The organism is Streptomyces sp. NPDC049879, assembly GCF_044461265.1.
Classification (GTDB): domain Bacteria; phylum Actinomycetota; class Actinomycetes; order Streptomycetales; family Streptomycetaceae; genus Streptomyces.
In genome coordinates this window covers 560,795-573,773 of sequence record NZ_JBITKT010000003.1, presented here as the reverse complement: position 1 = coordinate 573,773, position 12,979 = coordinate 560,795, and the positions used below count along the sequence as shown (strand labels likewise).

Genomic DNA, 12,979 nt, shown 5'->3' with positions numbered 1-12,979 from the left:
AGGGTTCCCTTGTCCCCACGCAACCGACACCAGGAGCAGTGCGTGTCCCGTCAGGTGTTCCTCTACGACCCGCCCGACCGCTTTGTCGCCGGGACGGTCGGGCTGCCTGGCCGCCGTACCTTCTTCCTGCAGGCCACGGCGGCGGGGCGCACCACCAGCGTCGCCCTGGAGAAGGCGCAGGTGGAGGCGCTCGCCGAGCGCATCGACGAACTGCTGGACGAGGTCGTCCGCAGATCCGGCGGCAACACCACCGTCCCCGCCGTCGCCCCCTCCGAACTCGCCGACACGGGCCCCCTGGAGACCCCGGTTGAGGAGGAGTTCCGCGTCGGCACGATGGCTCTCGCCTGGGACAGCGACAACGAGCGGATGATCGTGGAGGCGCAGGCCCTCGTCGAGTTGGAGGTGGAGACCGAGGAGGAGTTCGCCGAGGCCGAGGAGCGGCTGCTGCGCGACGACGAGAACGGCCCGCCGATGCTGCGGGTGCGCCTCAGCGGCACCATGGCCCGCGCGTTCGCCAAACGGGCCCTGGAGGTCGTCAACGCGGGCCGCCCGCCGTGCCCCCTGTGCAGCCTGCCGCTCGACCCGGAGGGACACGTATGTCCGCGCCAGAACGGATACCGCCGCAGCCGGGCGTGACCGGCGCGGACACGGCGGCGGTCCTCGCCCGCGGCGGGCTGACCGTGCGCGGGCGCATCACCGACGCCTCCAACGCGGTGCTCTACGCCGTCGCCGAGCTGGACGGGCACCTCGTGCCGTGCGTCTACAAGCCGGTGCGGGGCGAGCGGCCCCTGTGGGACTTCCCGGACGGGAACCTGGCGCAGCGCGAGGTCGCCGCGTACGAGGTCTGCCGCGCGCTGGGCTGGGACATCGTGCCCACCACCGTGCTGCGCGACGGGCCGTTCGGCGTCGGGATGTGCCAGCGCTGGATCGGCCCGCTGCCGGACGCCGAGGCCCCTGATGACACCGAGGATTCCGAGGATGCGGAGGACGTCCCCGGGCCCGGCGACCTGCTCGCCCTCGTGGACACCGGGGAGCCGCCGCCCGGCTGGAGGGCGGTCGGTCTCGTCCAGCTGGACGACGACGGCCCCGACAGCACCGCCCTGCTCGTCCACCTCGACGACGAACGCCTCCGCCGCGTCGCCGCCCTCGACGCCGTCATCAACAACGGCGACCGCAAGGGCGGCCACCTCCTCCCCACCGCCGACGGCGCGCTGCACGGCATCGACCACGGCGTCGCCTTCCACACCGACAACAAGCTCCGCACCCTCCTGTGGGGCTGGGCCGGCGAACCGCTGCCCGACGCCGTCCTGGCCGCCCTGCGCGGCCTCGCCGCCGCCCTCGCGGACGACGCCCCCCTCACCGCGCGCCTGCGCGGACTGCTCACCGGCGACGAGATCGACGCCCTCCGCGCCAGGACCGCCGCCCTCCTGCGGGACGGCCGCCACCCCCTGCCCAGCGGCGAGTGGCCCGCCATCCCCTGGCCCCTGGTCTGACCCGCGCCCCCGGCCCGGCGGGCACGCCGTGTCGTGCGGTGCCCGCCTCGCCGGTTAGGCTCGGGCGCATGCATGCCTGGCCTCCCTCCACAGTCCCCGTTCTGCCCGGTCAGAGCCCTGAACTGTCGATCCACGACACCGCGACCGGCGGCCGGGTGACCCTGACGCCCGGCCCGGTCGCCCGTATCTACGTCTGCGGCATCACCCCGTACGACGCGACGCACATGGGACACGCGGCCACCTACACCGCGTTCGACCTCGTCCAGCGGCTGTGGCTGGACACGAAACGCCAGGTCAGGTACGTCCAGAACGTCACCGACATCGACGACCCGCTGCTGGAGCGCGCCGCCGCCACCGGCGAGGACTGGACGGCGCTCGCGGAGCGCGAGACGGCGCTCTTCCGCGAGGACATGACCGCCCTGCGCATCCTGCCCCCCGAGGCGTACGTGGGCGCCGTCGAGTCCATACCGCGCATCGTGCCCGTGATCGAGCGGCTGCGCGCACTCGGCGCGGCGTACGACGTGGAGGGCGACACGTACTTCTCCGTGGACGCCGACCGGGACTTCGGCGGCGTCTCCCACTACGACGCCTCCGTGATGCGCGCCCTGTCGGCCGAGCGCGGCGGCGACCCCGACCGGCCGGGCAAGAAGAACGCGCTCGACCCGCTGCTGTGGCGCGCGGCACGCCCCGGCGAGCCCTCCTGGGACGGCGCGAGCCTCGGCCCCGGGCGCCCCGGCTGGCACATCGAGTGCGTCTCCATCGCGCTCGACCACCTCGGCATGGGCTTCGACGTCCAGGGCGGCGGCTCCGACCTCGTCTTCCCGCACCACGAGATGGGCGCCTCGCACGCGCAGGTCCTCACCGGCGAGCAGCCGTTCGCGGCGAGCTACGTGCACGCCGGGATGGTGGCGTACGAGGGCGAGAAGATGTCCAAGTCGAAGGGCAACCTCGTCCTCGTCTCGAAGCTGCGCGCCGCGGGCGTGGACCCGGCCGCCATCCGGCTCGCGCTGCTCGCGCACCACTACCGCTCCGACTGGGAGTGGACCGACGAGGTGCTGGACGGGGCCGTCCGCCGCCTCGCCCGCTGGCGCGCGGCCGTCTCGCGGCCCGACGGCCCCCCGGCCGACGGGCTGGTGGCGGAGGTGCGGGCCGCGCTCGCCGACGACCTGGACGCCCCGGCGGCGCTGGCCGCCGTCGACCGCTGGGCGGCGGCGCAGGAGGCGGACGGCGGCACGGACACCGGCGCCCCCGGCGTCGTGAGCAGGGCGGTGGACGCGCTGCTCGGCGTCGCGGTCTGACACCGGCGCACCCCCGCACGGCGGAGGGCCGGTACCCGCCCGGGTACCGGCCCTCCGCCGTGTGTCTCACTCCTCCGGTTCGCCCGGCTCCTGCCGCTCCGGCTCGCCGCCGCCCTCGGCGGGGCGCCTGCCGCGCCTGCCGCCCCGGCTGCCCGGGTCCCGCAGGTACGTGCCGGACTCGCCGCCGGGCGGCTGCCCGTCGCGGCGGCGCAGGTAGCGTTCGAACTCCTTGGCGATCGCCTCGCCGCTCGCCTCCGGCAGCTCCGCCGTGTCCCGAGCCTCCTCCAGTGACTTCACGTACTCGGCGACCTCGCTGTCCTCGGCGGCCAGCTGGTCCACGCCGATCTGCCAGGCGCGGGCGTCCTCGGGCAGGTCGCCCAAGGGCATGCCGAGCCCGAGGAGGTCCTCCAGCGCGTGCAGCAGGGCGAGGGAGGCCTTGGGGTTCGGCGGCTGGGCGACGTAGTGCGGCACGGCGGCCCACAGCGTGACGGCCGGGACCCCGGCGTGGGTGCACGCCTCCTGCAGGATGCCGACGATGCCGGTCGGCCCCTCGTACCGCGACTCCTCCAGGTCGAGGGTGCGCGCCAGGTCCTCGTCGGACGTCACGCTCGTCACCGGAACCGGACGCGTGTGCGGGGTGTCGCCCAGCAGCGCGCCGAGGACGACGACCATCTCGACGCCGAGTTCGTGCGCGAAACCGAGGATCTCGTTGCAGAACGAGCGCCACCGCATGCTCGGCTCGATGCCGCGCACCAGCACCAGGTCGCGGCGCTTGACCGGCCCGTTCTCCGACCCGATCCGCACCACGGACAGGCGGGTCGTCGGCCAGGTGATGCGGCGGACCCCGGCGTCCAGCCAGATGTGCGGCCGGTTGACCTGGAAGTCGTAGTAGTCCTCGGCGTCAAGCGCCGCGAACACCTCGCCCTTCCACTCGCGCTCCAGGTGCGCGACCGCGGCCGACGCGGCGTCACCCGCGTCGTTCCATCCTTCGAACGCGGCCACCATGACCGGGTCAACCAGCTCGGGAACCCCTTCGAGCTCGATCACCCAGCGCCTCCTCCCGGCCGGTGCGGAACGGGCGCCCCACCCCGGCTGACGATGTCTTCGTGCGGCCCCAGCCTACGGCGTGACCGTTCCCAGCCCGCAGTCCTCGTACGCCTGGGCCCCGGCCGGGGTGTCCCGGCCGGGGCCCAAGGGGAGACGTCCGTGGCCGCCGCCGCTCAGCCGCCGAGCACCCCGGCGACGCGCGCCCGCACCTCCTCCGTGTCCAGACCCCGCACCACCAGCGTCAGGCGGCGGCGCAGCACGTCGTCCACCGTGTCCGCCCACTCGCGGTCACGCGCGTAGACCACCTGCGCCCAGATGTCGGGCCCGTCGGGGTGCACGCGCGCGCCGAGCACCGGGTCCTCGCGGACGAGCTGCACGACGTCGAACGCCAGCGACCCGTAGTGCGTGGCGAGGTGGCGCGCCGTGTGCCCGTCGATGCCGGACGGCGGCGGGTCGGCCAGCAGCCGGTGCGCGACGGCGTCCGGGTTGGCGACGCCGGGCAGCGGGGTGTGGCGCACCAGGTCGGAGACGGGCGCCATGTCCTCGGCGACCGGGCTGCCGGGCAGGGTGGCCAGCTTCTCCAGCACGGTCCTGCCGATGTGCCGGTACGTCGTCCACTTGCCGCCCGCGACGGACAGCATGCCGCCGCTCCCCTCGGTGACCACCGTCTCGCGCCGCGCCGACTCCACCCCGCCGGGGCCGCCGGGCAGGACACGCAGCCCGGCGTACGCGTAGGTGATGAGGGAGCGGTCCAGGTGCTCCGGCCGCACCGAGAGCGCCGCCTCGTCGAGGATCTGCGCGATGTCGGCCTCGGCGGGCGCGACCTCGGCCGGGTCGCCCTCGTACTGCTCGTCGGTCGTGCCGAGCAACAGCTGGTCCTCCCAGGGCAGGGCGAACGTGACGCGGTACTTGTCCACGGGCGTCGCCAGCGCGGCGCGCCAGGGGACGGTGCGGCGCAGCACCAGGTGGACGCCCTTCGACAGCCGGATGCTCGGCGCGGCGTTCGGGTCCTCCATGCCGCGCAGGTGGTCCACCCAGGGGCCCGTCGCGTTGAGGACGAGGCGCGCGTCGACGCCGAACTCGGCGCCGTCGAGCCCGTCGCGCAGCTCGGCGCCCGTGACGCGGCCCCGGGTGAAGCGCAGCCCGGTGACCTGCGCGTGGTTGAGCACCTCGGCGCCCGCGCCGACCGCGGCCCTGACGGTCATGATGGCGACGCGGGAGTCGTTCATCTGGTGGTCGCCGTAGACGGCGACGGCCTTCAGGCCCTCGGTGCGCAGCGCCGGGTTGGCCGCCGCGGCGGCGGCGGGGGAGATGACCCGGCCGACGCCGTCGCCGAACGCGGACAGCGCGGAGTAGGCGAAGACGCCCGCGCCGAGCTTGGCCGCGCCGTGGGGGCCGCCCTTGTAGACGGGGAGGTGGAAGGTGAGGGGGTTGACGAGGTGGGGGGCGACGTCGCGGGAGAGGATGCGCCGCTCGTGGTGGTTCTCGGCGACCAGCCGGACGGCGCCGGTCTGGAGGTAGCGCAGGCCGCCGTGGACGAGCTTGGAGGAGGCGGACGAGGTGGCGCCGGCGAAGTCGCCGGCGTCCACCATCGCCACCCGCAGTCCCGACTGCGCGGCGTGCCAGGCCACCGAGGTGCCGAGGATGCCGCCTCCCACGACGAGCAGGTCCCAGGTCGTCGAGGAGAGGCGGTCACGGGTGCGGGCCCGGCGTTCGGCCCGGTCGCGGGCGGCCGTGTCGGACGGGCCCGGGGCGGTCAGGGTGGCGGTGGCCGACTCTGCGGTCGGGTGCGGGTTGTTCATACGATCAGCTCTCTCCTTCCAGCCAGCCCATGGTGCGCTGCACGGCCTTGAGCCAGTACTTGTACTCCTTGTCGCGCTCCCCGGCGTCCATCTGCGGGGTCCACTCGGCGTCCTGGCTCCAGTTGTCCCGCAGGTCCTCGATGTTCTCCCAGAAGCCGACGGCGAGCCCGGCGGCGTACGCGGCGCCCAGGCAGGTCGTCTCCGCGACCACGGGGCGGACCACGGGGACGTCGAGGAAGTCGGAGATGTTCTGCATGAGCAGGTTGTTCGCCGTCATGCCGCCGTCCACCTTGAGGGTGGTCAGCTCGGTGCCCGAGTCCTTGCGCATCGCGTCCACGATCTCGCGGGTCTGCCAGGCCGTCGCCTCCAGCACGGCGCGCGCGATGTGGGCCTTCGTCACGTACCGCGTGAGGCCGGCGATCACGCCCCGCGCGTCGGACTGCCAGTACGGCGCGAACAGGCCGGAGAACGCGGGCACGACGTACGCGCCGCCGTTGTCGTCGACCGACCGCGCCAGGTCCTCGATCTCCGGCGCGCTGCTGATCAGGCCCAGCTGGTCGCGCATCCACTGGACGAGCGAGCCGGTGACGGCGATCGAGCCCTCCAGCGCGAAGACGGCGGGCTGGTCGCCGATGCGGTAGCCGACGGTCGTGATCAGCCCGGCGTAGGAGTTGATGATGTCGGTGCCGGTGTTCATCAGCAGGAACGTTCCGGTGCCGTAGGTGGACTTGCCCTCGCCGACCGAGAAGCAGGTCTGGCCGAACAGCGCGGCCTGCTGGTCGCCGAGCGCCGAGGCCACCGGCACGCCGTCCAGTACGCCGCCCTTGGCCGTCCCGTACACCTCGGAGGAGGAGCGGATCTCGGGCAGGACGGACATCGGGACGCCGATCGAGTTGCAGATCTTCTCGTCCCACTGGAGCGTCCGCAGGTCCATCAGCAGGGTGCGGGACGCGTTGGTGACGTCGGTGACGTGCACGCCGCCGTCGGGACCGCCCGTGAGGTTCCAGATCACCCAGGAGTCCATGGTGCCGAACAGCAGCTCGCCGCGCTCGGCGCGCTCCTGGAGGCCCTCGACGTTGTCCAGCAGCCAGCGGATCTTGGGCCCGGCGAAGTACGACGCCAGCGGCAGGCCGGTCTGGCGGCGGAAGCGGTCCTGGCCGACGTTGCGGCCCAGTTCCTTGCAGAGCGCGTCGGTGCGGGTGTCCTGCCAGACGATCGCGTGGTGCACGGGCTCACCGGTCGCCTTGTCCCACAGCATGGTGGTCTCGCGCTGGTTGGTGATGCCGATCGCCTTGACGTTCTCCTTGGAGATCTTCGCCTTGGTGAGCGCTCCGGCGAGCACCTCCTGCACGTTGGTCCAGATCTCGGCGGCGTCGTGCTCGACCCAGCCTGGCTTCGGCAGGAACTGCTCGTGCTCCTTCTGCTCGATGGCCACGATGTTCCCGCCGTGGTCGAAGACGATGCAGCGGCTTGACGTGGTGCCCTGGTCGATGGCCGCGATGTACTCGCGCTGGCCGGTGGTCGATGTGTCCGACATGAGGCGGCTCCTGTGGTCGGGTGGGGGAGTGGCCGCGGCGCGCGGCGGCCCTCAGAACAGCGCGGTGTGGATGCCCGCGGCGATCGCGGCGCCGGCCAGCGGGCCGACGATCGGGATCCAGGCGTACCGCCAGTCCGAGCTGCCCTTGTTCGGCAGCGGGAGGAGGGCGTGCACGATGCGGGGGCCGAGGTCACGCGCCGGGTTGATCGCGTACCCCGTGGGGCCGCCGAGGGACAGGCCGATGCCGACAACGACCAGGGCGACCATCAGGCCGCCGGTGCCGGAGAGGGTCAGCCCGTCGTTGAGACCGATGCCGAGGACCAGCAGGACCAGCACGGTGGTGGCGACGATCTCGGTGGTGAGGTTCTGCACCGTGTTCCGGATCTCCGGTGCGGTGGCGAAGATGCCGAGGACCGGTCCCGGCTCGCCCTGCGCGGCGGGCTCGCGCTCCTCGACCTCCGCGTCCTCCTCCTCGAACGCGCGGGGGCCCGGCGTACGGGAGCCGCTCTCGGCGTTGAGGGTGCGCAGGTGTGCCTGGAAGTGGCCGTAGTAGGCGAGCCACATCAGCACGGCGCCGATGATCGCGCCCACGAGCTGGCCCGCGATGTAGGTGGGCACGTCGTTCCACTGACCGCTGTCGATGGCGATCCCCAGGGTGACGGCCGGGTTCAGGTGCGCGCCGGAGAGCTGGGTGGAGACGTAGACACCGGAGAGCACGCCGATGCCCCAGCCGAAGGAGATGGCCACCCATCCGGCGTCGAACGATTTTGACTTGGTCAGGATCACACCGGCGACGACGCCGGTGCCTAGCACGATCAGTACGGCGGTCCCGAGGACCTCACCGAAGAAGATGTGGAGGCTGGACATCCGCGACTCCTTTGTCCTCCGCCCAGGGGTCTCCCGGGCGTTGTCCGTCCAGTGTTCGGCAATGCCGACCAATGAACGGGAGTGTTCTCTCCGGAACACCTGCCGTCAAGGGGATCGCAGCAGATATTCGACTGATTTACCTATTGTCCTAAAAACGGCCGGAGCCGAGATCCCGCGACACGGCACGCGCGCAGTCCCGGACCGCCGCCACCAGCCCGGGCCGCGGCTCCCCACCGGACAGCACACGCTCCACCGCGCCGGTGATTCCCACAGCTCCGACGGGTGTCCCGCGCCTGTCGAAGACCGGCGCGGCGATCGAGGCCACGCCCTCCCAGGTTTCCCCGACTTCGCTCGCCCATCCGCGTGAGCGCACCTCTTCCAGACCCCGGCGGAACGCCTCGGCGCCGGTCACGGTCCGCCCGGTGACGGCGGCAAGACCCGCCTCCACGGCCGCGTCGTACGCCGCCGGGTCGTAGGCGGCGAGCACCTTCCCGAGCGCCGTGCTGTGCAGCGGCTGCATCGTCCCCACCTCCTGCACCTGACGCCTGTCGTCCGGGCGCAGGACGTGGTGGACGATCAGCACCCCGTGCCGGTGCGGCACGCCCAGGTACGCGCTCTCGCCGCTCGACCGCGCCAGGTCGTCGGTCCACGCCAGGGCCCGCGCCCGCAGGTCGTGCCCGTCCAGGTAGCCGCTGCCGAGACGCAGCAGTTCGGCGCCCAGCCGGTACTTCCCCGACGAGGGGTCCTGCTCCACGAACCCCTCCTGCTGGAGCGTCCGCAGCAGACCGTGCGTCGTGCCCTTCGCGAGCCCGATCGACGAGGCGATGTCGGAGAGGCCGAGGCCGCGCTCCCCGCCCGCCAGCAGGCGCAGCACCGCCGCCGCGCGTTCGAGCGACTGAATGGTCCGCGCCATGGAGGCCGCCTCCTTGCCGTGCGATCCACCTCGTCCGCCTCAGCCTGCCGTTCGACATTGTCGAACACCAGTAGGGTATGTCGATACCCAGGAGGCCGGGCACGAGTCTACGGGCGCCCTGCCCGCCTGCCCCGCCGCTGCGGCGCCACTCCCTGCCCGCTCGCCCATGCGGTTAGGCTGACCCCGTGCGCGCCGTACACCGCCGCGCATAGCCGACAGCCGTCGCACTCCCGGGAGCTTCCCCATGGCCTCGTCCAGCCCGTCCGTCGTTCCCCAGGCCCAGCGGGCCGCAGCCCTCCGCGAGGCGTTCGCCTCACGCGTCGTCGTCGCCGACGGCGGCATGGGCACCATGCTCCAGGCGCAGGACCCCTCCCTCGACGACTTCCAGCAGCTCGAAGGCTGCAACGAGGTCCTGAACGTCACGCGCCCCGACATCGTCCGCTCCGTCCACGACGCCTACTTCGCCGCTGGCGTGGACTGCGTCGAGACCAACACCTTCGGGGCCAACCTCTCCGCCCTCGGCGAGTACGACATCCCCGACCGCATCACCGAGCTGTCCGAGGCCGGCGCCCGGATCGCCCGCGACGCCGCCGACGCCCTCACCGCCGCCGACGGCCGCACGCGCTGGGTCCTCGGCTCCATCGGCCCCGGCACCAAGCTGCCCACCCTCGGCCACATCGGCTACACCGAGCTGCGCGACGCCTACCAGCGCAACTCCGAAGGGCTCGTCACCGGCGGCGCGGACGCCCTGCTGATCGAGACCAGCCAGGACCTCCTCCAGACGAAGGCCGCCGTCCTCGGCGCCCGCCGCGCCCTGGACGCCACCGGCACCGACCTGCCCGTCATCGTGCACGTCACCGTCGAGACCACCGGCACGATGCTCCTCGGCTCCGAGATCGGCGCCGCGCTCACCGCGCTCGCGCCCCTGGGCATCGACATGATCGGCCTCAACTGCGCCACCGGCCCCGCCGAGATGCGGGAGCACCTGCGCCACCTCGCCCGCCACGCCGGACTTCCGCTGTCCTGCATGCCGAACGCGGGCCTGCCCATCCTCGGCAAGGACGGCGCGCACTACCCGCTCACCCCGGCGGAACTCGCCGACGCGCACGAGACGTTCGTCGGCGAGTACGGCCTGTCCCTCGTCGGCGGCTGCTGCGGCACCACCCCCGAGCACCTGCGCCAGGTCGTCGAACGCGTACGCGACCTGACCCCCACCCCGCGCGACCCCAGGCCCGAGCCCGGCGCCTCCTCCCTCTACCAGACCGTCCCCTTCCGCCAGGACACCTCCTACCTGGCCATCGGCGAGCGCACCAACGCCAACGGCTCCAAGAAGTTCCGCGAGGCCATGCTGGACGGCCGCTGGGACGACTGCGTCGAGATGGCCCGCGACCAGATCCGCGAGGGCGCGCACCTGCTCGACCTGTGCGTGGACTACGTCGGCCGCGACGGCGTCGCCGACATGCGCGAACTGGCCGGGCGCCTCGCCACCTCCTCCACGCTCCCCATCGTGCTCGACTCGACCGAGCCCGCCGTCCTCCAGGCGGGCCTGGAGAAGCTCGGCGGCCGGGCCGTCATCAACTCGGTCAACTACGAGGACGGCGACGGGCCCGACTCCCGCTTCGCCAAGGTCACCGCGCTCGCCAGGGAGCACGGCGCCGCCCTGATGGCCCTCACCATCGACGAGCAGGGCCAGGCGCGCACCGCCGAGCACAAGGTCGCCATCGCCGAGCGGCTGATCGCCGACCTCACCGGCAACTGGGGCATCGCCGAGAGCGACATCCTCATCGACTGCCTCACCTTCACCATCTGCACCGGCCAGGAGGAGTCCCGCAAGGACGGCGTCGCCACCATCGAGGCGATCCGCGAACTGAAGCGCCGCCACCCCGACGTCCAGACCACGCTGGGCCTGTCCAACATCTCCTTCGGCCTCAACCCCGCCGCCCGCCTCGTCCTCAACTCCGTCTTCCTCGACGAGTGCGTGAAGGCGGGCCTCGACTCGGCCATCGTCCACGCCGCCAAGATCCTGCCCATCGCCCGCATCGAGCCGGAGCAGGCGCAGGTCGCCCTCGACCTCATCCACGACCGCCGCCGCGAGGGGTACGACCCGCTGCAGCGCTTCCTCGAACTCTTCGAGGGCGCGACCGCCGCGTCGCTCAAGGCGGGCAAGGCCGAGGAACTCGCCGCCCTCCCCCTGGACGAGCGCCTCCAGCGGCGCATCGTCGACGGCGAGCGCAACGGCCTGGAGGCCGACCTCGACGCGGCGCTGGCCGAACGCCCCGCCCTGCAGATCGTCAACGAGACGCTGCTCGCGGGCATGAAGGTCGTCGGCGAACTCTTCGGCTCGGGCCAGATGCAGCTGCCGTTCGTCCTCCAGTCCGCCGAGGTCATGAAGACGGCCGTCGCCCACCTCGAACCGCACATGGAGAAGACCGACGACGCGGGCAAGGGCACCATCGTCCTGGCCACCGTGCGCGGCGACGTCCACGACATCGGCAAGAACCTCGTGGACATCATCCTCACCAACAATGGCTACACCGTCGTCAACCTCGGCATCAAGCAGCCCGTCTCCGCCATCCTCGACGCCGCCGCCGAGCACCGCGCCGACGTCATCGGCATGTCGGGGCTCCTCGTGAAGTCCACCGTCATCATGAAGGAGAACCTGGAGGAGCTGAACCGCCGCGGCATGGCCACCGACTACCCGGTCATCCTCGGCGGCGCCGCCCTCACCCGCGCCTACGTCGAGCAGGACCTGCACGAGATCTACGAGGGCGAGGTCCGCTACGCCCGCGACGCCTTCGAGGGCCTGCGCCTGATGGACGCCCTGGTCGCGGTCAAGCGCGGCATCCCCGGCGCCGGCCTGCCCGAGCTGAAGCAGCGCCGCGTCGCCCGCAGGACCGCCGCGCTGCCCGAGCCTGACGAGACGGCGGCGCCCGCCCGTTCCGACGTGGCCACCGACGTGCCGGTCCCGGCGGCCCCGTTCCTCGGCACCCGCGTCGTCCGGGGCATCCCGCTCAAGGAGTACGCCGGGTGGCTGGACGAGGACGCGCTCTTCAAGGGGCAGTGGGGCCTCAAGGCCTCCCGCGCCGACGAGGGGCCCGGTTACGAGGAACTGGTCGAGAGCGAGGGCCGCCCCCGGCTGCGCGCCCTCCTCGACCGCCTCCACACCGAGAACCTGCTGGAGGCAGCCGTCGTCTACGGCTACTTCCCCTGCCACGCCGAGGGCAACGACCTGGTCATCCTGGACGAGGACGGCAAGGAACGCACCCGCTTCACGTTCCCCCGCCAGCGCCGCGGCCGCCGCCTGTGCCTGGCGGACTTCTTCCGCCCCGCCGAGAGCGGGCAGACGGACGTCGTCGCGCTCCAGACCGTCACCATCGGCCCCCGCGTCAGCGGCGCGACCGCCAAGCTGTTCGCCGCCGACGCCTACCGCGACTACCTGGAGCTGCACGGCCTGTCCGTCCAGCTCGCCGAGGCGCTCGCCGAGTACTGGCACGCCCGCGTACGCGCCGAACTGGGCATCGCCGACGCCGACCCCGCCCAGCTCGCCGGGATGTTCCGCACCGAGTACCAGGGCTGCCGCTACTCCCTCGGCTACCCGGCCTGCCCCGACCTGGAGGACCGCGCCAAGATCGCCGAGCTGCTGGAGCCCGAGCGCATCGGCGTCACCCTCTCCGAGGAGTTCCAGCTGCACCCCGAGCAGTCCACCGACGCGATCGTCCTCCACCACCCGGAAGCCAGCTATTTCAACGCGCGCTAGGCCCTGTCTCACAAATAGCGCCGTCCGCCGCCAGGCGGGGGCGACGGCGGCTGGTGCGGTGCATCGCAAGGCGGAGGGATGCCCTCGTACTGGAGGCCCCTTCCGGGAAAGCGGGGGCGTTCCGACAACGCAGCGAGGTGCCGTGCCAGGCGTTGGCGCCCAGGCGGGATTTGTGAGACAGGGCCTAGCCGGGCGCGCCGCTCCTCCATACGGGTGACGCGGGGCAGGACGCCACGACCAGCGGCGACGTAGACTGATCGATCCG

9 protein-coding genes are annotated in these 12,979 nt (G+C 72.7%); 4 read left to right on the top strand and 5 right to left on the bottom strand.

What is annotated here, in order from left to right; genetic code table 11:
• Positions 1-42: 42 nt before the first annotated feature.
• From ACIBPC_RS13515 to mshC, 3 genes are all read left to right on the top strand, one after another.
• Positions 43-636, top strand: a complete 594-nt coding sequence (locus tag ACIBPC_RS13515) for a DUF3090 domain-containing protein (RefSeq protein WP_362967998.1) — start codon at positions 43-45, stop codon at positions 634-636.
• Positions 597-1,493, top strand: a complete 897-nt coding sequence (locus tag ACIBPC_RS13510) for an SCO1664 family protein (protein WP_398843849.1) — start codon at positions 597-599, stop codon at positions 1,491-1,493. The genes ACIBPC_RS13515 and ACIBPC_RS13510 overlap by 40 nt, the downstream gene beginning before the upstream one ends.
• Before the next feature lie 68 nt (positions 1,494-1,561).
• Positions 1,562-2,791 carry a cysteine--1-D-myo-inosityl 2-amino-2-deoxy-alpha-D-glucopyranoside ligase gene (mshC, locus tag ACIBPC_RS13505; protein WP_362968001.1) on the top strand — a complete coding sequence of 410 codons (1,230 nt, stop codon included), beginning with the start codon at positions 1,562-1,564 and terminating at the stop codon, positions 2,789-2,791.
• A gap of 66 nt (positions 2,792-2,857) precedes the next feature.
• Here the strand turns inward: mshC and ACIBPC_RS13500 are convergent, their stop codons facing one another.
• From ACIBPC_RS13500 to ACIBPC_RS13480, 5 genes are all read right to left on the bottom strand, one after another.
• Positions 2,858-3,838: a PAC2 family protein gene (locus tag ACIBPC_RS13500; RefSeq protein WP_362968002.1), complete on the bottom strand. Its 981-nt coding sequence runs from the start codon at positions 3,836-3,838 to the stop codon at positions 2,858-2,860.
• A 173-nt stretch (positions 3,839-4,011) separates the two neighbouring features.
• The gene (locus tag ACIBPC_RS13495; RefSeq protein WP_398843846.1) at positions 4,012-5,640 is read right to left on the bottom strand and encodes an FAD-dependent oxidoreductase; all 1,629 of its coding nucleotides are present in this window, start codon (positions 5,638-5,640) and stop codon (positions 4,012-4,014) included.
• Between the two features lie 4 nt (positions 5,641-5,644).
• Positions 5,645-7,177 carry a glycerol kinase GlpK gene (gene glpK, locus ACIBPC_RS13490; RefSeq protein ID WP_362968004.1) on the bottom strand — a complete coding sequence of 511 codons (1,533 nt, stop codon included), beginning with the start codon at positions 7,175-7,177 and terminating at the stop codon, positions 5,645-5,647.
• Between the two features lie 51 nt (positions 7,178-7,228).
• Positions 7,229-8,044, bottom strand: a complete 816-nt coding sequence (locus ACIBPC_RS13485; protein ID WP_362968005.1) for an MIP/aquaporin family protein — start codon at positions 8,042-8,044, stop codon at positions 7,229-7,231.
• Between the two features lie 148 nt (positions 8,045-8,192).
• A complete protein-coding gene (locus ACIBPC_RS13480; RefSeq protein ID WP_398843842.1) occupies positions 8,193-8,957 on the bottom strand; it encodes an IclR family transcriptional regulator in 765 nt (254 codons plus the stop codon).
• Positions 8,958-9,201: 244 nt separating this feature from the next.
• Here ACIBPC_RS13480 and metH point away from each other — a divergent pair, with 244 nt between their 5' ends.
• Positions 9,202-12,714: a methionine synthase gene (gene metH / locus ACIBPC_RS13475; protein WP_398843840.1), complete on the top strand. Its 3,513-nt coding sequence runs from the start codon at positions 9,202-9,204 to the stop codon at positions 12,712-12,714.
• The last annotated feature ends 265 nt before the right edge of the window (positions 12,715-12,979 follow it).

Excerpts from the sequence above, each read along its gene's own strand:
- ACIBPC_RS13485 (WP_362968005.1), bottom strand. The coding sequence starts at position 8,044 with ATGTCCAGCCTCCACATCTTCTTCGGTGAGGTCCTCGGGACCGCCGTA.
- metH (WP_398843840.1), top strand. The coding sequence starts at position 9,202 with ATGGCCTCGTCCAGCCCGTCCGTCGTTCCCCAGGCCCAGCGGGCCGCA.
- ACIBPC_RS13495 (WP_398843846.1), bottom strand. The coding sequence starts at position 5,640 with ATGAACAACCCGCACCCGACCGCAGAGTCGGCCACCGCCACCCTGACC.
- mshC (WP_362968001.1), top strand. The coding sequence starts at position 1,562 with ATGCATGCCTGGCCTCCCTCCACAGTCCCCGTTCTGCCCGGTCAGAGC.
- glpK (WP_362968004.1), bottom strand. The coding sequence starts at position 7,177 with ATGTCGGACACATCGACCACCGGCCAGCGCGAGTACATCGCGGCCATC.
- ACIBPC_RS13510 (WP_398843849.1), top strand. The coding sequence starts at position 597 with ATGTCCGCGCCAGAACGGATACCGCCGCAGCCGGGCGTGACCGGCGCG.
- ACIBPC_RS13480 (WP_398843842.1), bottom strand. The coding sequence starts at position 8,957 with ATGGCGCGGACCATTCAGTCGCTCGAACGCGCGGCGGCGGTGCTGCGC.